Annotated in this window: 23 protein-coding genes; 14 read left to right on the top strand and 9 right to left on the bottom strand. The window is 64.5% G+C overall.

What is annotated here, in order from left to right; translation table 11 throughout:
* The 7 genes from DUGA2_RS24065 to DUGA2_RS24095 form a co-directional block, all read right to left on the bottom strand.
* Entirely contained in the window at window positions 1-1,152 is a 1,152-nt protein-coding gene (locus DUGA2_RS24065; RefSeq protein ID WP_070271965.1) for an acyltransferase, read from the bottom strand.
* 2 nt (window positions 1,153-1,154) lie between these two features.
* On the bottom strand, window positions 1,155-2,192 hold the full coding sequence (locus tag DUGA2_RS24070) for a hypothetical protein (protein ID WP_070271966.1): 1,038 nt from the start codon (window positions 2,190-2,192) through the stop codon (window positions 1,155-1,157).
* Between the two features lie 87 nt (window positions 2,193-2,279).
* On the bottom strand, window positions 2,280-3,281 hold the full coding sequence (locus tag DUGA2_RS24075; RefSeq protein WP_070271967.1) for an SUMF1/EgtB/PvdO family nonheme iron enzyme: 1,002 nt from the start codon (window positions 3,279-3,281) through the stop codon (window positions 2,280-2,282).
* Between the two features lie 106 nt (window positions 3,282-3,387).
* Window positions 3,388-4,155 (bottom strand): LytTR family DNA-binding domain-containing protein, encoded by a 768-nt coding sequence (locus DUGA2_RS24080; RefSeq protein WP_070271968.1) that lies wholly within the window; start codon window positions 4,153-4,155, stop codon window positions 3,388-3,390.
* On the bottom strand, window positions 4,152-5,282 hold the full coding sequence (locus DUGA2_RS24085) for a sensor histidine kinase (RefSeq protein ID WP_070272036.1): 1,131 nt from the start codon (window positions 5,280-5,282) through the stop codon (window positions 4,152-4,154). The genes DUGA2_RS24080 and DUGA2_RS24085 overlap by 4 nt, the downstream gene beginning before the upstream one ends.
* Window positions 5,283-5,389: 107 nt before the next feature.
* Window positions 5,390-5,815: an XRE family transcriptional regulator gene (locus tag DUGA2_RS24090; protein WP_070271969.1), complete on the bottom strand. Its 426-nt coding sequence runs from the start codon at window positions 5,813-5,815 to the stop codon at window positions 5,390-5,392.
* 9 nt (window positions 5,816-5,824) lie between these two features.
* Window positions 5,825-6,250 (bottom strand): type II toxin-antitoxin system RelE/ParE family toxin, encoded by a 426-nt coding sequence (locus DUGA2_RS24095; RefSeq protein ID WP_070271970.1) that lies wholly within the window; start codon window positions 6,248-6,250, stop codon window positions 5,825-5,827.
* A gap of 382 nt (window positions 6,251-6,632) precedes the next feature.
* Between DUGA2_RS24095 and ychF the strand changes: the two genes are divergently transcribed.
* The 4 genes from ychF to DUGA2_RS24115 all read left to right on the top strand — a co-directional run bounded on the left by ychF (window position 6,633) and on the right by DUGA2_RS24115 (window position 11,172).
* Complete coding sequence (gene ychF, locus DUGA2_RS24100) at window positions 6,633-7,724, top strand: redox-regulated ATPase YchF (protein ID WP_008444460.1); 1,092 nt, start codon at window positions 6,633-6,635, stop codon at window positions 7,722-7,724.
* A gap of 198 nt (window positions 7,725-7,922) precedes the next feature.
* Window positions 7,923-8,651 (top strand): Crp/Fnr family transcriptional regulator, encoded by a 729-nt coding sequence (locus tag DUGA2_RS24105; RefSeq protein WP_070271971.1) that lies wholly within the window; start codon window positions 7,923-7,925, stop codon window positions 8,649-8,651.
* On the top strand, window positions 8,648-10,363 hold the full coding sequence (locus tag DUGA2_RS24110) for an ATP-binding protein (RefSeq protein ID WP_070271972.1): 1,716 nt from the start codon (window positions 8,648-8,650) through the stop codon (window positions 10,361-10,363). The genes DUGA2_RS24105 and DUGA2_RS24110 overlap by 4 nt, the downstream gene beginning before the upstream one ends.
* The gene (locus DUGA2_RS24115; RefSeq protein WP_070271973.1) at window positions 10,360-11,172 is read left to right on the top strand and encodes a response regulator; all 813 of its coding nucleotides are present in this window, start codon (window positions 10,360-10,362) and stop codon (window positions 11,170-11,172) included. Before DUGA2_RS24110 ends, DUGA2_RS24115 begins: the two co-directional genes overlap by 4 nt.
* On the opposite strand, the gene DUGA2_RS24120 is transcribed toward DUGA2_RS24115, so the two are convergent.
* A complete protein-coding gene (locus DUGA2_RS24120) occupies window positions 11,169-12,368 on the bottom strand; it encodes a hypothetical protein (protein WP_083296442.1) in 1,200 nt (399 codons plus the stop codon). The genes DUGA2_RS24115 and DUGA2_RS24120 overlap by 4 nt on opposite strands.
* A 114-nt stretch (window positions 12,369-12,482) precedes the next feature.
* Between DUGA2_RS24120 and DUGA2_RS24125 the strand changes: the two genes are divergently transcribed.
* The 4 genes from DUGA2_RS24125 (at window position 12,483) to DUGA2_RS24140 (ending at window position 17,246) form a co-directional block, all read left to right on the top strand.
* Window positions 12,483-13,286 carry a transporter substrate-binding domain-containing protein gene (locus DUGA2_RS24125; protein ID WP_168167821.1) on the top strand — a complete coding sequence of 268 codons (804 nt, stop codon included), beginning with the start codon at window positions 12,483-12,485 and terminating at the stop codon, window positions 13,284-13,286.
* Window positions 13,287-13,403: 117 nt separating this feature from the next.
* The gene (locus DUGA2_RS24130) at window positions 13,404-15,017 is read left to right on the top strand and encodes an NYN domain-containing protein (RefSeq protein WP_070271976.1); all 1,614 of its coding nucleotides are present in this window, start codon (window positions 13,404-13,406) and stop codon (window positions 15,015-15,017) included.
* A gap of 112 nt (window positions 15,018-15,129) precedes the next feature.
* Window positions 15,130-15,981, top strand: a complete 852-nt coding sequence (locus DUGA2_RS24135; RefSeq protein WP_070271977.1) for an MOSC domain-containing protein — start codon at window positions 15,130-15,132, stop codon at window positions 15,979-15,981.
* Between the two features lie 80 nt (window positions 15,982-16,061).
* Window positions 16,062-17,246: a diguanylate cyclase gene (locus DUGA2_RS24140; protein ID WP_070271978.1), complete on the top strand. Its 1,185-nt coding sequence runs from the start codon at window positions 16,062-16,064 to the stop codon at window positions 17,244-17,246.
* 126 nt (window positions 17,247-17,372) lie between these two features.
* Here DUGA2_RS24140 and DUGA2_RS24145 read toward each other — a convergent pair whose 3' ends face one another.
* The gene (locus DUGA2_RS24145; RefSeq protein WP_070271979.1) at window positions 17,373-19,355 is read right to left on the bottom strand and encodes a monovalent cation:proton antiporter family protein; all 1,983 of its coding nucleotides are present in this window, start codon (window positions 19,353-19,355) and stop codon (window positions 17,373-17,375) included.
* 127 nt (window positions 19,356-19,482) lie between these two features.
* Here DUGA2_RS24145 and DUGA2_RS24150 point away from each other — a divergent pair, with 127 nt between their 5' ends.
* Genes DUGA2_RS24150 through DUGA2_RS24175 form a run of 6 tightly spaced genes read left to right on the top strand, consistent with a single transcriptional unit; the run spans window position 19,483 to window position 24,461 of the window.
* On the top strand, window positions 19,483-20,481 hold the full coding sequence (locus DUGA2_RS24150; protein ID WP_083296444.1) for an SIS domain-containing protein: 999 nt from the start codon (window positions 19,483-19,485) through the stop codon (window positions 20,479-20,481).
* Window positions 20,481-21,011, top strand: a complete 531-nt coding sequence (locus tag DUGA2_RS24155) for an HAD family hydrolase (RefSeq protein WP_070271980.1) — start codon at window positions 20,481-20,483, stop codon at window positions 21,009-21,011. The genes DUGA2_RS24150 and DUGA2_RS24155 overlap by 1 nt, the downstream gene beginning before the upstream one ends.
* 10 nt (window positions 21,012-21,021) lie before the next feature.
* Window positions 21,022-21,615, top strand: a complete 594-nt coding sequence (gene lptC, locus DUGA2_RS24160) for an LPS export ABC transporter periplasmic protein LptC (protein ID WP_070271981.1) — start codon at window positions 21,022-21,024, stop codon at window positions 21,613-21,615.
* Window positions 21,616-21,643: 28 nt separating this feature from the next.
* The gene (gene lptA, locus DUGA2_RS24165) at window positions 21,644-22,222 is read left to right on the top strand and encodes a lipopolysaccharide transport periplasmic protein LptA (protein ID WP_070272037.1); all 579 of its coding nucleotides are present in this window, start codon (window positions 21,644-21,646) and stop codon (window positions 22,220-22,222) included.
* A gap of 2 nt (window positions 22,223-22,224) precedes the next feature.
* Window positions 22,225-22,977 (top strand): LPS export ABC transporter ATP-binding protein, encoded by a 753-nt coding sequence (gene lptB / locus DUGA2_RS24170; RefSeq protein WP_008444484.1) that lies wholly within the window; start codon window positions 22,225-22,227, stop codon window positions 22,975-22,977.
* Between the two features lie 5 nt (window positions 22,978-22,982).
* Entirely contained in the window at window positions 22,983-24,461 is a 1,479-nt protein-coding gene (locus DUGA2_RS24175; protein ID WP_070271982.1) for an RNA polymerase factor sigma-54, read from the top strand.
* The last annotated feature ends 23 nt before the right edge of the window (window positions 24,462-24,484 follow it).

Genomic DNA, 24,484 nt, shown 5'->3' on the forward strand with positions numbered 1-24,484 from the left:
TCAGATCGCGACCGACCGCTCGCCAGCGCGCCGCCGGTCGCGCAGCAGCAGGAAGGGCCGCTCCAGCGCAACGTGCAGCAGCCACGCGGCGGCCCAGGACATGGCGCCGTAGATGGCCAGGAACAGCAGGCTGGCCGTTGCCGGCGCCAGGCCATCAGGCAGCGCCCGGCACACCAGCATGGCCGGTGCGATCAGCGGGTAGTGCACCAGATACAGCGCATACGACAGCTTGGCGATATAGCGCAACGGCCGCGCCGCGCCAAACGCCGGCAGCCTGCAATTGACGGCCAGGCCGCAACGCACCAGCAGCGCAAACAGGCAGGACGACAGCACGATGATCGAGCAGACCGCCGGCCAGTCGCTACGCCCCAGCCAATCGCGGTACATGAGCAGCATCAGCGGCAGTGCGGCCAGCGCCAGGAACAACGGACGCGGCGCCTGGCGCGCACTGGACGCGCCGTGCTGCACGGCGACCAGCACGCCGGCCAGGATGCCTGGCACCGCATGGTGGAACGGCGCGCGCACCGTCCAGAAGAAGGCCGCATAGTCGCCCGGCGCGACGCCCGCCGTGCCGGCCTGCATGGACCAGCACACCAGCCCCATGGCCGCCGCCAGCAGCACGCAGGCGACGCCGGTGCGCAGCCGCAGCAGCATGAACAGCAGCAGCGGCGCGGCCAGGTAAAACTTTTCCTCCACCGCCAGCGACCACAGCGTGACCATCGCGTCCGAGCCAAGATAATCCTGCAGGAACAGCAGGTGGGTGACGAACGACAAACTGGTGAACGCGGCGCCCGGCCGCCACGGCGCGGTCAGCCAGCACAGCAGGATCACGCCCCAGTACAGCGGCAGCGTGCGGAACGCGCGCCGCCGGTAGAAGTCCAGCACGGCGGCGCGGCTGAACGGCTGCGCCTGCGGTCCGGCGAAATGGGTGCCGATCAAAAAACCGCTCAGCACGAAGAACAAGTCCACGCCCAGCCAGCCATTGAGCGACAGCACCGCCAGCGGACCGCCGGGCACGACGCCGAAAGCGCCCTGCGACGCCACCGCCCAATGCCGCGCCAGCACCAGCAGGATGGCCACCGCGCGCAGCGCGTCGAGCACCGGGTAGCGCCCGGGATTGCCGGCCAGTCCCTTGCGCTCGGAGACGGGCATGGTCAGCCTATCTTCAACGCGCTTTGCACATCGCGCTTGCGCAGCTTCCAGATGATCGAGTCGACGATGTAGTGATGGAAGTTGATGCCCTGGTAGGCGATGACCACCAGCGGCACCATGGTGTAGTTGGCGAACCAGGCGTTGGAGGCGTCGATCGAGCGGTACACCACGCCGGTCAGCGCCACGCAGGCCATCAGGTAGAGCGGCCATCGGCCTTCCTGGCTGAGCCAGGACAGCGCCAGTTGCTGCCGGTTGACGCCGCCCTTGAACTGGTTGGAATTGAACAGCCAGACAAAGGCGATGTACTGCGCGTTATGCCACACGTTGATGACCAGCCAGCCGGTCGTGATGTCGCGGATCGCCACATAGGACACCAGGTAGATCACGTAGTGCGAACACAGGTAGGCGAAATGCAGCAAGCCCAGCGTGCCAGCGCGCAGCGCCCGCAGCTGCGCCGCCAGCCACCACGCCAGGCAGGCGCCCGCCGCCGCCAGCGTGGCCTGCGACAGCCACTGCGGCACCGGCAGCTTCCACACCTCGATCCCCAGGAAGGTGGTTTCCGGGCGCGCGCTCATCATCAGGAAGGCCGCCACCGGCACCAGGTAAAAAGCGAGGCGGTTGAACCGCGCATTGCCGGCCTGGGCGCTGCGCGTCTTCATGCCGTAGGCCTTGTTGATGCCTTCGCTCTGCCGCGTGTAGTGATACCACTGCCAATGCATGTACAGCGTGGCGACCGCCGTTACGCCGCCCCAGCGTATCAGCAGGTAGACGCCGGCGAACACCGCCACCGGCAAGGGCAGCAGCAGCGCCCAGTGCTGGCGGGCCGATTTCAGGTCGAACAGCAGCCGGGTGTAGGTGGAAATGACATGGTGGTAGCCCAGCAACGCCAGGTCGAGCGTGAGTATCAGCACCACGTATTGCGGATAGCCGAGCGCCAGCGCGCCCACGGCCAGGGCCAGCGATGGGATGCCCAGCACGAACAGGCGATCGAATCGCCTGCTGCGCATGTAGATCGGGGCCGTCTCGGCGATTGCGGACATGGCGTGGACTCCGGCAGGTGGCACTGTCTGTATGATAGTGCTACGCGGCAATAAGTCCACTATTCCTTTGTGCAGTGTTGCGCCGGCTTACTTTGCGCGGCGGCTGCGTTCGGCCGCTTGCGCTGCCGCCAGGCCGGTGTCGAAGGCGCGCGTACCGGCATCCTGGACGATGTCGCCGACGGCGTCCTCGGCGATGCGGAAGCCTTCTCCCACGCTGCTGCGGTTGTCCTTGCCCGTATGTCCACGATAGGTCGGGCTGGCGCCGGCCGGGCCGTTGTTGTAGTTGCCGCCACGGTGGATGACCATGACCGAGCCGTGGAACAGCTTGCAGTCGCTGGCCCAGGCCGCGCCGTTCTTCGGGGCGCCCTCGTAGTTGAGGTGCTGGCAATCTTCCACCAGCTCGCCGGCGTTGCCCAGCATGTCATGCAGGCCGTAGGCGTTCGCCGCGTACATGCCGACCACGGTGGTCAGCGCCGCCTGGTCGTCGCAGTCGATTTCCTTTCTTTCCTTGCCGGTCAGGCGTGCAATGACGGGCTTGCCGCTGCGGTCGAAAACATTGGCGTATTGGCACAGGGCGGCCGGATCGTCGCCGTGCGGGTAGCGGGTGCTGGCGCCGGCGCGCGCCGCGTATTCCCATTCCGCCTCGCTGGGCAGGCGGAAGTGGCGGCCGGTCTGCTTCGACAGCCATTGCAGGTAGGCGTGGGCGTCGTCCCAGCTCACGCACATCACCGGGTGGTAGTCGCTGGGCGCGTTGACGGCCGCGTCCCAGCCGGCCTTGCCGCCTTCCATGCCCCAGTCGTTGGCCGCCAGCTTCCAGCAATCGCCGTCGGTCTTGTAGCCGGTGGCCGCGACAAACTGGCGGAACTGGCCGACGGTGGTCTCGTAGCGGGACAGCCGGTAACTCTGGATGTTGACGGTGTGGACCGGCTCCGACACCGGATAGTCGTCGTTCTTCGGATTGGCGGTGCTGCCCATGGCGAACTCGCCGCCCTTGATCGTCACCATCGAGGGCAGCAGCAGGGGATCGGTGGCGGCGAACAGCGGGCAGCCCAGCATCAGCATCGACAACAGCGAGAGGGTTTTTTTCATGGTGGAATCCTGTGGTATCGGTAGGGAGGCAACCATCCCACAGGCCGCGCGCCGGCGGCAGCGGCAGGCGACGAATCGACAGCCGCGCCGACGAATCGCCAGCGGCCTACATCGCCCGGAACAAATGGACGTAGGCGCGGCTGACCCGCAACTCGCGGGCATGGCCCTTGATGCGCAGGAACAGGCGGCTGCTTTCATCGCGCCGGGTGCCGGCCAGGTAGTCCAGGTTGACCAGCGTGGAGCGGTGCACCTGCCAGAATTGTTCGGGGTCGAGCTGTTCGCACAGTTCGGAGATGGTGGTGCGGATCAGGTGCTCGCCGCCGGTGGATTGCACCACCGTGTATTTGTCGTCGGCGTGAAAGTACAGCACGTCGCTGACGGCGATCTGATGCACATACTCGCCTTGGCCTGCGCGCACGAAGCGCAACCGCGACGGCGCCGCCGGCCCGCGCGTCAACTGCTGCAGCGCTTGCGACAGGCGCGCATCGGGCTGGGCGTCGCGGCCGGTCGCCTGCAAGGCCAGCGTCGCCTTCACGCGTTCTATCATCAGCGCCAGGCGGTCGGTCTTCAGGGGTTTGAGCAGGTAGTCGAGCGCGCAATGATCGAAGGCTTGCACCGCGTAGGTATCGAAGGCGGTCACGAACACCACGCGGGTGTTGCCCTCGATGCCCTGCGCCACCTCCAGGCCGCTCAGGCCCGGCATCTGGATGTCGAGGAAGGCCAGGTCCGGCTCCAGCTCTTCGATGAGCGCCGCCGCTTCCACGCCGTTGCGGGCGAGGTGCAGGATCTCAAGTTCCGGCCACAGCAGTTCCAGCTGCTCCTTCAGGTAGAGCGCCAGATGCGGCTCGTCGTCGGCGATCAGCGCGCGCGTCATGCCGGCGTCCGGTAGGGGAGGGACAACGCGGCCTGCGTGCCCACCGCTTGCGGCGTCAGCGTCAGCGTGGCCTTGCCGCCGTAGCGGGTGCGCAGCCGCTCGCGGATGTTGGGCAGGGCCATGCCGTTGCCGCGCCGGCGCGGACGGCGCGGGCCGTCGAGGCCGAGGCCGTCGTCGTCGACGCAGATGTCGAGCTGGCCGTCGGCCACGCGCGCGCGGATGCGGACGCGGCCGCCTTCGATCTTCGGTTCCAGGCCATGTTCGATGGCGTTTTCCACCAGCGGTTGCAGCAGCAGGGTCGGCAGGGATGCCGCCAGGGCGTCGTCGCTGGCGTCGATCTCGAAGCGCAGCCGGTCTTCCATGCGGATCTGCAGCAGCGTCAGATAGCTGCGCACCATCGCCAGTTCGGCCTCCAGCGTGCTGTCGGTGTGGCGCAGCTGGCCCAGGCTGGCGCGCAGGTAGTCGGTGAAGCTTTCCAGCATCAGCCGGGCGCGCGGCGTGTCGCGTTCGAGCAGGCTTTGCACATTGGCCAGCGTGTTGAACAGGAAGTGCGGTTCGATCTGGGCCTGGAGCAGGCGCAGCTGGGCCTCCATCGCCTGATGCAGCAGCCGGTCCTGCTTGACCCGCAAGCGCCACCAGAACCAGTTGGCCGCCGCGACCACCATGAGAAAGGCCAGGAACTCGGTCTTGGCCACGCTGTGGCCCATGAAACTGGTCCAGCCATCCCAGTCGGTGAACCAGGTGTACATGCTCAGGCTGAGTGCGGCGCCCAGCATCACGCCGCCGATCGCGATGGCGTTGATGACCAGGGCGGAACGCCAGTCCGCGGCCTCGGACATGCGTTCGATGCTGGCGGCGGGCAGCAGCCTTTCGACGACGCGGGTGATCGCCAGCATGCTGTAGGCGACGCACAGGCAGCTGAACAGGTTGAACAGCAGCGAGGCCCGCCACCAGCCGTGATCGCTCACGCGGCCGGTCAGCAGGCCGTTAATCAGCATCATGCCGAAGCCGATCGGCAGCGCCAGGGCGGCGCCGACCGCCAGTTGCGCCCACAGCGGCTCCTGGCGGTGCTTTTTAAGCTGCCAGAACGAGCGCCAGGCCAGTTGGAAAGGGGAGCTGGTATTCATGGCGGCCATTGTAGCCGGGAAGAATCGCCGGGCCGGGGGGAATGCGATGGATCGACAGGAATGCCGACGGAATGCAAGCGTTTACTCAGCCGGCATGGTGTTTGGCGTCAGGCGCCCGCTTTTTTTGCGCGTGTTGTTCGTTTCCTGGCTGCGTTTTTCTTGGCGGACGGCGTGGTTGCTTCTGCAGCGTCCTCGTTGGAATTGTCGGACCATTGAAGAAAGTTTTGCAAGTCAATCCGCATCCCGTTTTTGTCGAGAACCGACAACTCAAGCGTCAATCCCAGCGATTTCAGGAATCGGCGCAAAGTGGAAACATAGGTCTCGGAACGCTTTTCAAGTTGAGAAACTGCGTTCTGATTAATGCCCAATTCCTTGGCTACTTCAGCCTGGGTCTTGCCGACAGCCTTGCGAAAATCGGTGAGCGTCGCCGCGTGCGCGATCATCTCTTCTATTTTTTTTTGAGAAAGCGCCGCAATTTTTTTCTGACGGTCAGCCGGCAGGCCTTTGATGACATCGTCCAGATTTCTTCCCATTGCAGTCTCCTATTTCTTTCCCTTGGTGCTTTTCTTTTGCACTTTCGAAGGCCCGGCGGCTACGGTGGTTCTCAAGTTTTCCAGGTGTTTATCGAAGCGCTCATTTGCCTTCTTCAATAAGTCCTTGTAAAACTTCTTCTCATCAATGCCTTGCTTGTCGGCGGCAATTAAGACGATCGCTTCGCGGAGAGGGTCAAAGGCAAACGCGGCCCTCCAAACTTCCGCCCCATGGTTTGCCTTGAAGCGAAGCTCTTTCATGTTGGGATGTCTTGGGTTTTCCAGTGTCCCCACATGAGGGCGACCAGCGGCCGGGCCGAGTTCCCTTACAGCGGCAGCGACCGCAAGCAATTCATCCTGGACATCTTTTGAGAAGGCATCGAATTCTGCGTCAAATTCGTCATGGAAAAATACCGTCCACTTCTGGGATCGAGTCAATTATCATCTCCTCGTGATATCACGTCAACGTGATTACCTCGGTCCATAGCGGATGGTCATAGCCTATGTGACTATTCTTTCACAGAGAATTCACGTGGCGTCACGGAATGCGCGATTGCCTATACCCAGATCAAGGGGGGGCGGCGCGCCGATCATGCGGAATTGCGCGTTCCCGTGCAGGATGCTTTGGAGATGGGTGTCGCTGAGGGTTACAATAGCGATATTCTTTGACGAAACTCGCACAAAATTCAGCGATCGCGCTGTAGTTTTGGGAGTTTTGTTGTCATTTATAGTAGTGATGGTGGTTGAAGCAAGCGTCTTGCCTGGCGAATTATTGCCACGATCTGCATCCGCCTAACTTATTGATAATTAAAGGTTTTTCATGAGTCTCCAATGCGGCATCGTCGGCCTGCCCAACGTCGGCAAGTCCACCCTCTTCAACGCCCTGACCAAGGCCGGCATCCCGGCCGAGAACTATCCGTTCTGCACCATCGAGCCTAATGTCGGCGTGGTCGAAGTGCCGGATCCGCGCATGGGCGCGCTGGCCGACATCGTCAAGCCGGAACGCATGGTCAACGCCATCGTCGAATTCGTCGACATCGCCGGCCTGGTGGCGGGCGCGTCGCAGGGCGAGGGCCTGGGCAACCAGTTCCTGTCGCACATCCGCGAAACCGACGCCATCGTCAACGTCGTGCGCTGCTTCGAAGATGACAACGTGATCCACGTGGCCGGCAAGGTCAGCCCGCTGGACGACATCGAAGTGATCCAGACCGAGTTGGCGCTGGCCGACCTGGGCACCGTGGAAAAAGCCATCCACCGCGAAAACAAGAAAGCCCGTTCCGGCGACAAGGACGCCGCCAAGCTGCTGGCCATCATGGAGCGCATCGTGCCGCACCTGAACGAAGCCAAGCCAGTGCGCGCCATGGGCCTGGACGCCGACGAAATGGCCCTGATCAAGCCGCTGTGCCTGATCACCGCCAAGCCGGCCATGTACGTGGCCAACGTGTCCGACACCGGCTTCAAGAACAACCCGCTGCTGGACCAGCTGACCGCCTACGCCGCCACCCAGAACGCGCCTATCGTCGCCATCTGCGCGTCGATCGAAGCGGAAATCGCCGACCTGGACGACGCCGACAAGACCGCCTTCCTGAGCGACATGGGCATGGAAGAGCCGGGCCTGGACCGCCTGATCCGCGCCGCCTACAAGCTGCTGGGCCTGCAGACCTACTTCACCGCCGGCGTGAAGGAAGTGCGCGCCTGGACCATCCACATCGGCGACACCGCGCCGCAAGCGGCCGGCGTGATCCACACCGACTTCGAACGCGGCTTCATCCGCGCGCAAACCATCGCCTACGACGACTACATCCAGTACAAGGGTGAAGGCGGCGCCAAGGAAGCGGGCAAGATGCGCGCCGAGGGCAAGGAATACGTGGTCAAGGATGGCGACGTGCTGAACTTCCTGTTCAACGTCTAAGCTGAAATCACCGAAAAAGCCCCGCCGTTGCGGGGCTTTTTTGTTTGAGACGGAGCGGAACCGGCCACAACGCCTTGCCTGGCGTGCTACGGTGCGCCGCTTGTCATTCGGCAAAGTGTGTTACTCTGTACAGCGGCCTTCGTTTGCCGTCTTTGCCCCCCACTCTCCTAGTTGACGACCTGGAACAAGGAATGTTTCATGCGTCTCAACAACCCCAATCAAAACCATCTGCTGGCCGCGCTGCTGGACGCCGAGTTCTCGCGCCTGTCGCCGCACCTGGAGCCGGTCATGATGCGGCTGGGCGACGTGCTGTACGAATCGGGCGGCAAGCTTAACCACGTCTATTTCCCGACCTCGGCCATCGTCTCGCTGCACTATGTGCTGGAGAACGGCAGCTCGTCCGAGATCGCCGGCGTCGGCAACGAGGGCATCCTCGGCATCTCGCTGTTCATGGGCGGCAACACCACGCCCAGCCGCGCCGTGGTGCAGACCGCCGGCCACGGCTATCGCCTCAAGTCGCAGATCCTGCTCGACGAGTTCAACCTGGCCGGACCGGCCATGCGGCTGCTGCTGCGCTACACCCAGGCGCTGATCACGCAGATGTCGCAGACGGCGATCTGCAACCGCCATCACACGCTGGAACAGCAGCTGTGCCGCTGGCTGCTGCTGACGCTGGACCGCCTGCCCACCAGCGAGCTGACCATGACCCAGGAATTGATCGCCACCATGCTGGGCGTGCGGCGCGAAGGGGTGACGGTGGCGGCCGGGCGCCTGCAGGCCAAGGGCTACATCAGCAACCGCCGCGGCCACATCTCGGTGCTGGACCGGATCGGGCTGGAGGGCGATGTCTGTGAATGCTATGAAGTCGTCAAAAAAGAATTCGCGCGCCTGATGTCAGACGTACGCCAACGTCAGGAACCGCAATGAAAACCAATCAACTCCCCGACAGCCCCCTGCTCAAGGCCGATGCGCTGCAACTGGCGATCCACAACAGCGCCAACTTCTCCAGCATCGCCACCGACGCGCAGGGCGTGATCCAGATCTTCAACGTCGGCGCCGAGCGCATGCTGGGCTACAGCGCGGCCGAGGTGGTGAACCGCATCACGCCGGCCGGCATTTCCGATGCGCAGGAAGTGGTGGCCCGCGCCGCCGCGCTCAGCGAGGAATGGGGCACGACCATCCGGCCGGGCTTTGACGCGCTGGTGTTCAAGGCTTCGCGCGGCATCGAGGACATCTACGAGCTGACCTATATCCGCAAGGATGGCAGCCGCTTCCCGGCCATCGTCTCGGTCAGCGCGCTGCGCGACGCCGAGGAAAAAATCATCGGCTATCTGATGATGGGGACGGACAATACGGCGCGCAAGGAAGTCGAGCGCGAGCAGGCGGCGCTGGACCAGCGCCTGCGCGAGCAGCAGCTGGCGCTGCAGGAAACCAATGTGGAGCTGGAAGCGGCGCGCGCGGCGGCCGACAAGGCCAATCGCGCCAAGTCGGATTTCCTGTCGGGCATGAGCCACGAGCTGCGCACGCCGCTCAACGCGGTGCTGGGCTTTGCGCAGCTGCTGGCGTCGGACAAGCCGCCGCCGAGCGCCTCGCAGCAGCGCTCGCTGGACCAGATCCTCAAGGGCGGCTGGTATCTGCTGCAACTGATCAATGAGATCCTCGACCTGGCCATGATTGAATCGGGCAAGGTGACGATGTCGCAGGAGTCGATGGGCCTGTCCGAGGTGCTGCGCGATTGCCAGGCCCTGATCGGGCCGCAGGCGGAAAAGCGCGGCATCCGCCTGTTCTTCGCCTCGCTCAGCGAACCGTTCTTCGTCCACGCCGACCGCACGCGCGTCAAGCAGGTGATGATCAACCTGCTGTCCAACGCCATCAAGTACAACAGCCACGGCGGCAAGGTGACGGTCGAATGCATGGCCGGCCGCGAAGGCATGGTGCGCATCAGCGTGACCGACACCGGCGCCGGCCTGACCAGCGAACAGACGGAGCAGCTATTCCAGCCGTTCAACCGCCTGGGCCAGGAAGACGGCGCGGAAGAGGGCACCGGCATCGGCCTGGTCGTGACCAAGCAGCTGACCGAATTGATGGGCGGCGCCATCGGCGTCGAGAGCGAAGTCGGGGTCGGCACCACCTTCTGGATCGAGCTGACCGCCAGCAGCGAGCCGGTGCTGGAGGCGGCGGCTTTCGATGCGCCGTTGCTGCTCGGCGCCCGCAATGGCGCGGCGATGAAGACGCTGCTGTATATCGAGGACAATCCCGCCAACCTGACCCTGGTGGAGCAACTGATACAGCGCCGCAGCGATCTCAAGCTGCTGACCGCCATCGACGGCCATACCGGCATGCAGCTGGCGCGCGCCTACCAGCCCGATGTAATTTTGATGGACATTAACTTGCCGGGCGTGAGCGGCTATGGCTGCCTCAAGATCTTGCGGGATGACGCCACCACCGCGCACATCCCGGTGATGGCGCTGTCGGCCAACGCCATGCCGCGCGACATAGAAAAAGGGGTGGAGGCGGGCTTCCTGCGCTATCTCACCAAGCCGATCAATGTGGTTGAATTCATGGGCGCCCTGGATTTCGCACTTGAATTCGCTGCCGATGGCAGCCGCCTTAGCCAACCACCGGAGGTCGCATCATGATCGCGCCATCAGAAATACTGCACGCCGAGATCCTGATCGTCGACGACCAGGAAGCCAACGTCATGCTGCTGGAGCAGATGCTGGCCAACGCCGGCTACACCCGCGTCACCAGCACGATGGATCCGTTTGCCGTCTGCGACCTGCACCAGAAGAACCACTACGACCTGATCCTGCTGGACCTGCAAATGCCCGGCATGGATGGCTTCGCCGTGCTGGAAGCGCTCAAGGATATCGAGCCGGACGGCTATGTGCCGGTGCTGGTGGTCACGGCGCAGCCCAACCACAAGCTGCGCGCGCTGCAGGCCGGGGCCAAGGATTTCGTCGGCAAGCCGTTCGAGCTGGTCGAGGTGGAAACCCGCATCCGCAACCTGCTGGAAGTGCGGCTATTGCATCGCAAGCTGCAGCGCTACAACCAGCAGCTGGAATACACGGTGCTGGAGCGCACGGCGCAATTGCGCGCCAGCGAGGCGCGCTTCCAGCGCTTCGCCGAACTGTCGACCGACTGGTACTGGGAGCAGGATGCCGACGGCAAGCTGACCAACTGGTCCGGCCCGGTGGCCGACATGGTGGGCATAGGCGGCAGCGACACCGGCGGCTGGGATGTGGCCGAGCACGCGCTGTTGCAAGAGAACATAGACGAGCGCAAGGCCTTCCTGGACTTCGTCTACAGCCGGACCATCAACGGCGTGGTGCAATACCTGCAGGTGAGCGGCGAACCGATGTTCGACGAGACCGGCCGCTTCACCGGCTATCGCGGCGTCGGCCGCGACGTCACCGAGATGGCGGCCATGTTTGGCAAGGCCGGCTAGGCCGGAGGCGCGCTGTCCAGCGCATGCAATTTGACCGACTGCGACACCAGCGCCTCCATCATGCGCTTGTGGCGTGCCGCGAAGTCTTCGCGTCGGGGTATCGCATCGATCTGCTCCAGCCGCAGCTGCGCGGCGCTCTCCGGATGCCGCTGCGCCAGCGTCTTCCGCAAACCGTCGAACAGGGTCATGTCGTACTCCTGGTGGAAGCGCTGCTCGGTGTAGCAGATCGAATCGTGCAGGAACACCTGGCGCTTTGCCTCGGACATTTCGGCAAGTACCGACGGCGTCATATACCACTCGTTGCAGCATGCGATGATAGACTCCACCAGGTCGAGCGCGGCGATATCGGAAGCGAAGCCGTGCTCCAGCCGGTCCCGCACCCGGGCATTGATAGCCTTGGGCATGACGCCCATGACCACGGTGGCCGCTGCATACGGGATGACCGTGAAGTAGAAGTCCTGCAAAACCTTGTCGGCCAGGATGGTGAGCTTGGCATTGAGCGCGACCGGGATGCGGAAGCCCACGCGCCGGAAGACAATGGCGTGGCTGGACTGCTCGGTGGCCACGGTAACGAGATGGTCCAGCGGCCTCGATTCGATGATGTGGAATCTCTCCAGCAGCTCTTGCGGTAAATGCATCAGCGCGTCGGCCCGTTTTTTCTCGCTGTCCGCGATCTCTTTGTACCGCGATCTGACCTGGGCCCGGACTCGCTCGTCGCGGAAGCGAGGATCGTCCGCGGCCCGCGCATCCAGGACGGCTTCGATATCGGCTCGGGTGCGGCCCTCATACATCAGCTTGGCTATCCGGGATTCGGTGCAGCACGCTGCCATGACAGACCGGTATGCCTGCAGGAACAGGCTCTTGGAGTCGGCGATTTCCCGCGTGTCCAGGCTTTTGAACAGGTCGTCATGCGTTGCGCAAAAACCGTTGAAGGCGGTGGCCTGCTTGATCCCGATGCGGTCGAAGTCCAGCGTCTTGATGTCCCCCTGCCGCTGCGACCGCACGGTCTGCAGATGCCCCGACTCGGCGATCGTCTCCAGCGAAATCGACTTGGAAATCGCATGGGAGTAGATGCATTTGTCCGCGCAGCCGGGATGGAGGCACGGCCAGGAGCGGTTGGGCCTTAAAATCTCGCGCAGCGCGCGTTCGTGCTGATTGTCGGAGTGGATCGTCGATTTCCTGACATCTCTGTTCATGTCGTCTCGCTTGCTCTGTTGGCGCCAGGCAAGCATATTAGCAAATGCACGCCTGCGCCATGCCGGCATTGCCGCCGCTGGCCGCCGCCGCGGCATGCTGATAGTATGGGCGGCATGACAAGAACAAGGACATGGAGACGGCTCGCCGGCCTGGCGCTGCTGCTGCTTGGGCGCCTGGCGCCGGCGGCGGAGAGCGTGCCGTTGTATGTCTACTACGCCGATCCCACCTTCGCCGCCGACACGCCCGACAGCCTGACCGACAAGATGGCCGCCTGGCTGACGCAGCGCTCCAACGGCCGCTACCATTTCATCGCCACCCAACTGCCGCGCCGCCGGCTGGAGTTGATGATGGAACAGCCTGCCTGGCCGGGCGTGGTGGCCTGGGCCAATCCGCGCTGGTTCGCCGCCTCGGCCGCGCGCCAGAGCTGGAGCCGCTACTACATGGTCGACGCCAACCTGGTGGCCTCGCTGCGCAGCGCGCCGCTGGATTACGTGGACGACAGCTCGCTCTACGGCCACAACATCGGCACGGTGCGGGGCTACATCTACAAGAACCTGGAACCGCTGGTCAAGGACGGCAAGCTGGCCCGCGACGACGCCGATAGCGAGGCCCGCAACCTGCTCAAATTGCAGCAGCGCAGGGTGTCGGTGGCGTTCCTGCAAGCGAGCTCGCTGCCGCGCTTTCACCGGCAGTTCGCCAACCTCGATCACTGGCTGTATCTGTCGCCCAAGCCACGCACGGTGTTCGAACGGGCCTTTTTCACCGCGCCGAACCAGCCTGAACTGCTGGATTTCATCAACCGGCAAGTCGACGCGCTGATTGCCGACAAGCCGTGGCAGGAGGCGTTCGGCACCTGCAAGCTGGTGCTGCCGCGCCAGTCCGGCGCCACCGACGCCCAACGCAAGCTGTGCCGCTAGTTGTCGCGTTCGTCGCGCGCGGGCCGTTGTTGGGTATAATCGTCGGATTGCCGGATCGAACGACCGCCGCGTCTACCTTCCTCACCGCCTCACTCCTCACTAGAAAAAATACTCTTCATGGCTTCTTCCAACGATAACGTCAGCATGGCGCTGTTCTGCGATTTTGAAAACGTGGCGCTCGGTGTGCGCGACGCCAACTACGACAAGTTCGACATCAAGCCGGTGCTGGAACGTCTGCTGCTCAAGGGCAGCATCGTGGTCAAGAAAGCGTATTGCGACTGGGACCGCTACAAGGGCTTCAAGGCGCCGATGCACGAGGCGAACTTCGAACTGATCGAAATCCCGCACGTGCGCCAGTCCGGCAAGAACTCGGCCGACATCCGCATGGTCGTCGATGCGTTGGACTTGTGCTACACCAAGTCGCACGTCGACACCTTCGTCATCATCTCCGGCGATTCCGACTTTTCGCCGCTGGTGTCCAAGCTGCGCGAGAACGCCAAGAAGGTGATCGGCGTCGGCGTCAAGCAGTCGACCTCGGACCTGCTGGTGGCCAACTGCGATGAATTCATTTTCTACGACGACCTGGTGCGCGAGAGCCGCCGCGCCAAGCGCGAATCGAGCACCGAGGCCAAGCCGGCCGTCAAACGCTCGCCGGAAGAGGAACGCGCCCGCCGCGAAGAGATGGACAAGCGCCGCAACCAGGCGGTGGAAATCGCCGCCAATACCTTCGAGGCGCTGGTGTCCGAGCGCGGCGACAGCGGCAAGATCTGGGCTTCCGTGCTGAAAGAGGCGATCAAGCGCCGCAAGCCGGACTTCAGCGAGTCCTACTACGGCTTCCGCACGTTCGGCAACCTGATCGAGGAATGCAAGGCGCGCGGCCTGCTGGAATTCGGCCGCGACGAGAAATCCGGCGCCTATGTGTACCGTGGCACAGGCGTGCCGACGCCGGGCTTGCAGGGCGGCGAATCGTTGTCGGCCGACGGCGCGCAGGGCGATGGCCAGGATGGCGGCAAACAGGAATCGCGCCGCAGCCGCGGCCGCGGCCGCACCGCCGCCGAGCGCTTCGCGGAGCGCCAGGCCGAGCGTCTGGCCCAGCAGGCACGCGCCGCGCAAGCGGACGGCGATGCGGACGATGCCGAGCCGGCAGCGCATGCCTATGTCGAGCCGGAACAGTTGGCCGGCCAGCCTGACGCGCCTGAGGCGGTAGCCGCGCCGGAGGCGGCCCCAGCCGCCGAATCCGACCGTGGCCGGGGCCGTGGCCGCGGCAATCGCGGCGGCCGCAAGCAGGGCGAACGCCAGGGCCAGCAGGATGTCGCTGCCGAGGCGCCGGTGGCCGTGGAAGCTGTCGTCGAAGTGCCGGTCGTGGTCGAGGAAACTTCGGCCAAGAAGAAAAGCGGCCAGAAACCGCCTGCACGCAAGCTGAAAGAGGCTGCCAAGCCGAAGGCGGAAGAGGCTGCGGCCAAGGGCGGCAAGAGCGCGAAAAATGCACGCGGCGGCAAGAGCGCGGCGGGCCTGGGCGAGCAGCCGGCGGCGGCAGCCGCGCCTGCTCCGGCACCAGCGCCAGTTGCCGCAGCGGTCGAAGCGGCCCCGGCCGCAGCAAGCGCACCGGCGGATGCGGCGCCAGCCGCCAAGCCTGCCAAGGCCAAGCCGGCCGCCAAGCCGGCCCGCAAGCCTGCGGCGGCGCGCACGCCGCGTCCGGCCAAGGCGGCTGCTGCCAAGGCCGAGGAGTAATCCGGCTCCGAGAGGATGGACGCCGTCGCCGGACGGCCCACGGCAAGCGGCTTTGCGCCGCTTGATCGTATAATGGCAATGTTTTCATCTGCCTAACGACCGGTGCCCAAGCATGCCCATCCTCTCCGATATCACGCTGTACCCGATCAAATCCTGCGGCGGCATGTCGCTGCAGGAAGCGACGCTGACCACCACCGGTCTGATGACCGAGCAGATCTACGACCGCGAATGGATGGTGGTCGACGGCGCCGGCGTCTGCCTGACCCAGCGCGAACATCCGCGCATGGCGCTGATCATCCCCAGCATCAAGGGTAGCCGGCTGGAACTGCGCGCACCCGGCATGCTATGCCTGGAAATCCCGCTGGACCTGCCCGACCCCTACCTCGCCCCCACGCTGACCACCCAGGTTTGGGACGACACCGTGCTGGCCTACGACTGCGACGAGCTGACCGCCGAATGGTTCAGCAAGGCCATCGGCGTGCCGTGCCGCCTGGCGCGCTTCCACGCCAAGGCCGAGCGCGCCGTCAGCGGGAAGTGGACCAACGGCGTGGCCGCCACCACCATGTTCTCCGACGGCTATCCGGTGCTGGTGGCCGGCGCCGCCTCGCTGGACGACCTGAACGACAAGCTGCGCCGCGCCGGCCGCGACGCCATTCCGATGAACCGCTTCCGTCCCAACCTCGTCATCGAAGGCATCGAAGCCTTCGAAGAGGACTACGCCGACACCTTCCAGCTCGGCGACGCCGTGCTGAAACCGGTCAAGCCTTGCCCGCGCTGCCCGATGCCGTCGGTCAACCAGGCCACCGGCGAATTCGGCCCCGACCCGCTGGACATCATGCAAAGCTACCGTGCCAAACCGGAAGTGGACGGCGCCCTGTGTTTCGGCATGAACAGCATTTTGATCGCCGGCGAAGGCCAGCGCGTGCGTGTTGGGCAGGAAATCGTCGTCACGTTGGCGTTTTAACGCAGACAGGCATTCCCAAGTGCTAAAACTTGGCGTAATGTGGCATCTGGCATGAAACTAGCTGATGAGTAAGGGCATATATGACGCAAACTGCAACAGGCAAGTTCACGCCGCAGACCGATCACGCCGCGCGCGCGATCGATCTGGCGGCCGAAAACCAGGCCCTGCGTGCGCGCATGGCTTACCTGCTTGAGCAGGCCGAGCGCAACCATTCCATCATGACCCGCCACCAGGCGTTCGACCTGGACATCGTCAGCGCCGCCAATTTTCCCGAACTGATAGGCACCATCTTCCGCGTGCTGCCGGTGATCTCCGAGCTCGACAGCGTGACGCTGACGCTGATCGATGAAGACGCCGACATCCGCACCGTCATGGCCAAGCTGGACGTGGTGTTCGAGGATTTCCCCGAGCTGATCTTTGTCGAGACGATCGACGGCCTGGGCTTCGACCTGGGCCAGCGCAACGCCTACACGCCGACGCCCAAGCCGCTGCTGGGCATGTACGACGCCCATCGCCATGCCACGCCGTTCCCGCAGCCGCCGGCCGGCCTGCAGAGCGTGGCGCTGGTGCCGCTGCTGCGCAACAAGCGCATCATCGGCAGCCTGAACCTGGGCAGCTGCGACCCGACCCGCTTCACGCCCAGCCTGGGGACCGACTTCATCGAGCACATGGCGTCCATCATCGCCATCTGCCTGGAAAACGTCATCAGTAACGAGATGCTGAAGTACATCGGCCTGACCGATTCGCTGACCGGCGTGTACAACCGCCGCTATATCGACCGCCGCTTGCTGGAAGAGATAGCGCGGGCGCGGCGGCAGCAGTATCCGATCTCGTTCATGTACATCGACATCGACCACTTCAAGCGCGTCAACGACACCGTCGGCCACGGCGGCGGCGACGACGTGCTGCGCGAGGTGGCCAGCCGCATCAAGAACGAGCTGCGCACGTCGGACGCATTGGCGCGTTTCGGCGGCGAGGAGTTTGTCGTGCTGCTGATCGACGCCAATCTGGAAAGCGCCGCCTTCGTGGCCGAGCGCATCCGCGCCAGCGTGGCCGGCAGCATGATCGCGCTGTCGCAGGAATTGCAGTTGTCGGTGACGGTGTCGATCGGCGTGGCGTGTTTGAATCCGGGCGAAGCCGAGGGCGATCCGGCGGCCGTCGCGCGCGCCTGGGTGGCGCATGCCGATACGCTGCTCTACGTCGCCAAGGAAACCGGCCGCAACCGCGTGGTCAGCCGCGATCCAGAAGGCCGGGGTCAAGTCTGACATTTGGACACGAGCTCTGCCGTAGCAGCCGCTACGGCAGAGCTCGTGTCCAAATGTCAGACTTGACCCCAGGGTTTGACCCCAGGGTTTGACCCCAGGGTTTGACCCCAGGGTTTGACCCCAGGGTTAGCGCAGCAAGCGCTGCTCGGCGCGGTTGACCGCGTCGGCGGCGCCGCGCAGCACCACCACATCGCCCGCCTCCAGCACCAGGTCCGGCGCCACGTCCAGCCGCCCCTTGCCGCGCCGGATGCTGGTCACTGCCGCGCCCGCGCCCGCCACATCGATCTCGCCCAAGGCCTTGCCCACGCTGACCGCGCTGTCGCTCAGCGTGACCGAATGCAGCCGTTCCAGATCGGCCTCTTCGCCGGCGTCGCTGACGCCGTGGAAGTAGCCGCGCAGCGATGCATAACGTTCCTCGCGCGCGGTCTGCACGCGGTGCACCACGCGCCGCAGCGGCACGCCCAGCATCACCAGCGCGTGCGAGGCCAGCATCAGGCTGCCCTCCATCAGTTCCGGCACCACCTCCGCCGCGCCGGCCGATTTCAGCAGGTCGAGGTCGGTGTCGTCGTGCGAGCGGACGATCACCGGCAGCGCCGGCGCCAGCTCGTGCACCAGGTGCAGCACCTTCAGCGCCGACGGCGTGCTGGCGTAGGTGATGACCACCGCGCTGGCGCGGTAGATGCCGGCCGCGACCAGGCTCTCGCGCCGCGCCGCATCGCCGTAGGAGACGTTGCGGCCCGCCGTCCGCGCTTCCTGCACCCGCTCCGGATCCAGGTCCAGCGCGTGATAATCGATCTGCTCTTCGCCCAGCAGCGTCGCCAGGCTCTGGCCGCTGCGGCCGAAGCCGCACACGATCACGTGCTTGTTGGTCGACATGGTGCGGCTGGCGATCTTGGTCAGCGCCAGCGACTGCATCATCCACTCGTTGCTGGAGACCTTCATCACGATCTGGTCCGACTTGGAAATGATGAACGGCGCCACCAGCATCGACAGCACCATCGACGCCAGCACCACCTGGATGATGAACGGGTCCATCAGGTGGCTGCCGCCCGCCAGGTTCAGCAGCACGAAACCGAACTCGCCCGCCTGCGCCAGCGCCAGGCCGGTGCGCATGGAGACGCCGTCGGAGGCGCCGAACAGCTTGGCCAGGCCGGCGATCAGCGCGAACTTCATCAGCACCGGCCCCGCCAGCAGCACCAGCACCAGCCACCAGTGCGCCAGCACCAGCTGCACATTGAGCAGCATGCCGATGGTGATGAAGAACAGCCCCAGCAGCACGTCGCGGAAGGGCTTGATGTCTTCCTCCACCTGGTGCTTGTATTCGGTCTCGGAGATCAGCATGCCGGCCACGAAGGCGCCCAGCGCGAGCGACAGGCCGGCGCGCTCGGTGATCCAGGCCGCGCCCAGCGTGATCAGGAGCAGGTTCAGCATGAACAGTTCCTGCGAGCGCCGCTTGACCACGACGGTGAACCAGCCGCGCACCAGCTTCTGGCCGAAGAACAGCAGCAGCGCCAGCACGATCACCGCCTTGACTCCGGCCCAGGCCAGCGTCTCGACCAGCGCGTCCGGGCGCTGGCCCAGCGAGGGGATCAGGATCAGCAGCGGCACCACGGCCAGATCCTGGAACAGCAGGATGCCGATGATCTTGCGGCCGTGCTCGCTCTCCAGCTCCAGCCGCTCCGTCAGCATTTTTGACACGATGGCCGTCGACGACATCGCCAGCGCGCCGCCCAGCGCGAACGAGGCTTGCCAGCTGATGTGGATCGAAGGGGGCAATTGGGTGGCGATGGTCCAGCCGAACAGCATGGTGGCGGCGATGGTCAGCACCACCTGCGCCATGCCCAGCCCGAACACGATGCCGCGCATGGCCATCAGCTTGGGCAGCGAGAATTCCAGCCCGATGGAGAACATCAGGAACACCACGCCGAATTCGGCCAGCGAATGGAAGGCCTCGCTCGATTCGGCCAGCCCCAGCGCGTGGGGGCCGATCAGGATGCCGACCGCCAGGTAGCCCAGCATCGGCGGCAGGTGCATCATGCGGAAAGCGACGACGCCCAGCACCGCGCTCCCCAATAACAACAATGTTAATTCCAAGGGTGAAAACGTCATATCAACCTAGCCAGTAAATATAATTTCGTTGTTTGTCGGCCGGCGCGGGCGTTATGTTGTGACTGGCAAGTTTTTTGCTTTCTCAATTCGGCTATACTTGGGCATGAGTGTAACCCATGAAAAAACAATGCTGAAAGCTTTTGACGCAAATATGGCCGCGCATGCGTTGCGGCTGGCCCGCGACACCCTGCAGAACGAAGCAGAGGCGATCGCCGCCCTCAATGCCCGCCTGGACGCCGACGACAGCGTCGTGCAAGCCATCGCCCTGTTGCTGAACTGCAAGGGCCGCGTGGTCGTGTCCGGCATCGGCAAGTCCGGCCATATCGGCCGCAAGATCGCCGCCACGCTGGCCTCGACCGGCACGCCGGCGCTGTTCGTGCACCCGGCCGAAGCCGCCCACGGCGACCTCGGCATGGTGACGGCCGACGACGCCTTCATCGCCATCTCGTATTCCGGCGAAAGCGCCGAGCTGATGACCATCCTGCCGGTGGTCAAGCGCATGGGCAGCAAGGTCATCGCCATGACCGGCAAGCCGGGCTCCAGCCTGGCCGAGATCGCCGACGTGCACCTGAACGTGGCCGTGGCCAAGGAAGCCTGCCCGATGAACCTGGCGCCGACCACCTCGACCACCGTCACGCTGGCGCTGGGCGACGCCATCGCCGTCGCGCTGCTGGACCTGCGCGGCTTCAAGGAAGAAGACTTCGCCCGCTCGCATCCGGGCGGCGCGCTGGGCCGCCGCCTGCTGACCCACGTGCGCGACGTCATGCGCAGCGGCGACGCCGTGCCGCAAGTGACCGCCGACGTCAAGCTGACCGACGCGCTGCTGGAAATCACGCAAAAGGGCATGGGCATGACCGCCGTGGTCGACGCCGACGGCAAGCCGGTCGGCGTGTTCACCGACGGCGACCTGCGCCGCATGATCGAGAAGGTCCAGGATTTCACCAAGGTCGTGATCCGCGACGTGATGCACGCCAATCCGCGCACCATCTCGCCGGAAAAACTGGCGGTGGACGCCGTCGCCGTGATGGAACAGTTCCGCATCAACCAGATGCTGGTGACGGACGCCGCCGGCAAGCTGGTCGGCGCGCTGCACATCCATGACCTGACCCGCGCCAAGGTGATCTGATGACCGAGTTGACCTATGTGGAGCGCGCCGCGCGCGTCAAGCTGATGATCTTCGACGTCGACGGCGTGCTGACCGACGGCAGCCTGCACTACGGCGCCGACGGCGAGGCGCTGAAGACCTTCAATGTGCACGACGGCCTGGGCATCAAGCTGCTGCAGGAATCCGGCGTGCAGACCGCCATCATCAGCGCGCGCACCTCGCCGCAGGTGATCAGGCGCGCGGCCGACCTCGGCATCGGCCACCTGCACCAGGGCGGCCACGACAAGCTGACGCCGTTCAACGCGCTGCTGGAAAAGACCGGCCTCACCGCCGAGCAGGTCGGCTTCATCGGCGACGACGTGGTCGACCTGCCGATTTTGACACGCGTCGGTTTCGCCGTCGCCGTGCCGAACGGCCGCGCCGAAGTGCTGGAGCGTGCCCACCACACCACCGTCGCCCACGGCGGCCGCGGCGCGGTGCGCGAAGTGTGCGAGCTGCTGCTGCACGCGCAGGGCACTTACCCGCGCGTGATGGCGCAGTTCCTGGTGTAACGGAGCGGCCATGCGTAAAAGAACAGCCCACCGCTGGCAGCTGACCATCGTCATGGTGGTCGGCGTGTTTGTCGCCGTCGGCAGCTTCTGGCTGGTGCAGGTGGTCAACCAGGCCGGCCAGGAAGCGCAGGAAGACCAGCACCGCAACGAGCCGGACTACATCATCGACCGCTTCAGCCTGGTGCGCATGAACAAGTCCGGCCAGCCGGCCTATATCATTTCCGGCGACAAGCTGACCCACCGCCCGATCGACGATTCGTCCGACATCGACAAGCCGTACGTGCACAGCCTGTCGGGCGACCAGCCGCCGATGAATATGCACGCCGACACCGCCCATGTCGACCAGGGCAATACGCGCGTCAAGCTCAGTGGTAATGTGGACGTGGTGCGCCCGGCGACGCCGAACGCGCAAGCCTTGCGCATGACCACGCCGACGCTGACCGTGTATCCCGACGAAGAACGCATGGAAACCGCCAGCCCGGTGGCGCTGGAGCTGGGCAAGACCACCGCCACCGGCGTCGGCATGAAGGCCAACAACGCCACCCGCCAGGTGCAACTGGGCGGACGCGGGCAGCTGGTGATGCCGCCGCGCGACGCCCGCTGACGAACCCAATACGATGAATGGAATGACGATGAAGAAATTGATACTCTCGGCCACGATGCTGCTGCTGGCGATGACCGCCGCGCACGCTGAAAAAGCCGACGCCAACAAACCGACCACGATCAACTACGACGACCTGCAGATCGACGACGTCAAGCAGATCAAGACGCTGATCGGCAACGTGGTGCTGACGCGCGGCACCTTGCTGATGAAGTCGCCGAAGGCGGTGATGACCACCGACCCTGAGGGTTATGACTTCGTCGTGCTGACCAGCACGCCGGGCACGCCGGCCACCTTCCGCCAGAAGCGCGACGGCGCCGGCGACCAGTGGGTCGAAGGCGAAGCCGAACGCATCGAATACAGCAACAAGACCGACCTGGTCAAACTGTTCTCGAAAGCCAAGATCCGCCGCCTGGAGGGCGGCCGCCTCAGCGACGAGGTCGACGGCGAATTCATTTCCTACGACAGCCGCAAGGAACAGTTCGCGGTGAAGAACAGCGTCACCGGCGAGAGCAAGCCGGGCGCCGGCCGCGGCACCATGGTGATCCAGCCGGTGATCCGCCCGGCGCCCGCGCCAGCCGCGTCGACCCCGCCTGCGACGGAGAAGTAAGCATGGAAGCATCCTGCGGTAGCACCCTGATCGTGCGCGGCCTGCAAAAGACCTACGGCAAGCGCCAGGTCGTGCACGACGTGTCCCTGCAAGTGGAATGCGGCGAAGTGGTGGGTCTGCTCGGCCCCAACGGCGCCGGCAAGACCACCTCGTTCTACATGATCGTCGGCCTGGTGCCGTCGGACGCCGGCAGCATCGATATCAGCGGCACCGACATCTCCTCGCTGCCGATCCACCGCCGCGCCTCGCTCGGCTTGTCCTACCTGCCGCAGGAAGCGTCGGTGTTCCGCAAGCTGACGGTGGAAGAAAATATCCGCGCCGTCCTCGAAATCCAGAAAGTGGACGGCAAGCCTTTATCCAAGGCTGCCATTGATGAACGGCTCAATACCCTGCTGGCCGATTTGCAGATCGAAAAGCTGCGCGAAAACCAGGCGCTGTCGCTGTCGGGCGGCGAACGCCGCCGCGTGGAGATCGCGCGCGCGCTGGCGACCAACCCGCGCTTCGTGCTGCTCGACGAACCATTCGCCGGGGTCGACCCGATCGCCGTGATTGAGATCCAGCGCATCGTGCGCTTCCTCAAGGAACGCGGCATCGGCGTCCTCATTACCGATCACAATGTGCGCGAGACGCTGGGCATCTGCGACCGCGCATATATCATCAACCAGGGCACGGTATTGGCTTCAGGCCGGCCAGACGACATCATCGCCAACGAATCGGTGCGTCGCGTGTATCTGGGTGAACACTTCCGCATGTAAAACCCATGAAACAGTCTTTGCAACTGCGCACGTCGCAGCACCTCGCGCTGACACCGCAATTGCAGCAGTCGATACGGCTGCTGCAACTGTCGACGCTGGAGCTGCACCAGGAACTGGAACAGCTGCTGACCGATAATCCGCTGCTGGAGCGCCTCGACGACCCGCTGGACCGCTCGCTGCGGCTGCTGTCGGACGGCGCCATCAGCCAGCAAGCCCCGGTCGGCGATGCGCCGCCGGAAGGCCCGCCCAACGCCCAGGAAGCGCCGGCCGCCGACGCCGACAACTACGACGGCCCGGCCGCCGACACCGAGAGCACCAGCAGCGACGCCGATGTCGACTGGAGCGACGCCGGCCGCAGCAAGGCGCCCGACGACGAGGACTCGCGTCCGCAGCTGGAGGCCAGCCACTGCACGCTGCGCGAGCACCTGATGGAGCAGATGCGGGTGACGGTGCTGGAGATGCGCGACCGCGCGCTGGTCGAGCTGATCATCGACGCGCTGGACGAAAACGGCTACCTCGAAGAACCGCTGGAGGAAATCCTGGCGCGCTTGCCGGAAGAGCTGGAGATCGACCTCGACGAACTGCGCACCGCGCTGTCGCTGCTGCAAAGCTTCGATCCGATGGGCGTGGGCGCGCGCAACGCGTCCGAGTGCCTGGCGCTGCAGATCAAGCGCCTGCCGGGCATACCGATGGTGACGCGGCGCATGGCGCTGGCCATCGTGGAAAACCACCTGACCTGGTTTGCGCAGCGCGATTTCAACAAGCTCAAGAAGGCGCTGCTGTGCGACGACGAGGATTTGCGCGAGGCGCAAACCGTCATCCGCCAGTGCAATCCGCATCCGGGTTCGGCCTTCGCGTCGGACGTGTCGGACTACGTGGTGCCGGACGTGATCGTCAAGAAATCGCGCACCGGCTGGCAGGTCAGCCTGAACAACGACGTCATGCCGCGCCTGCGCGTCAACGCCATGTACGCCAACCTGCTCAAGCAGGGAAAAGGCGAGGGCGCCATGGGCGCGCAGCTGCAGGAAGCCAAGTGGCTGATCAAGAATATGCGCCAGCGTTTCGACACGATACTGCGCGTCGCCCAGGCGATAGTAGAAAGACAAAAGAACTTTTTCTCGCACGGCGCGGTCGCCATGCGCCCCCTTGTGCTTCGCGAAATTGCTGATACACTGGGTCTACACGAGAGCACTATTTCTCGTGTAACAACTCAAAAATATATGCTGACCCCGCATGGCATGTTTGAGTTGAAATATTTCTTTGGTAGCCATGTCGCCACCGAAGCGGGGGGGGAAGCAAGTTCGACGGCGATACGCGCACTCATCGTGCAATTGACAGGAGCAGAAGACCCGAAAAATCCTTTATCCGACAGTAAGATTGCGGACATGCTGGGAGAACAAGGCATGGTGATTGCGCGACGAACTGTTGCCAAATATCGCGAAGCGTTGAAAATCCCGCCAGTCAGTCTCCGCAAGTCTTTGTAGTTATTCTGGTTCCTGCGCGCCCG

Origin of the sequence: Duganella sp. HH101, from assembly GCF_001758795.1 — a bacterium.
GTDB lineage: Bacteria > Pseudomonadota > Gammaproteobacteria > Burkholderiales > Burkholderiaceae_D > Rugamonas > Rugamonas rivuli.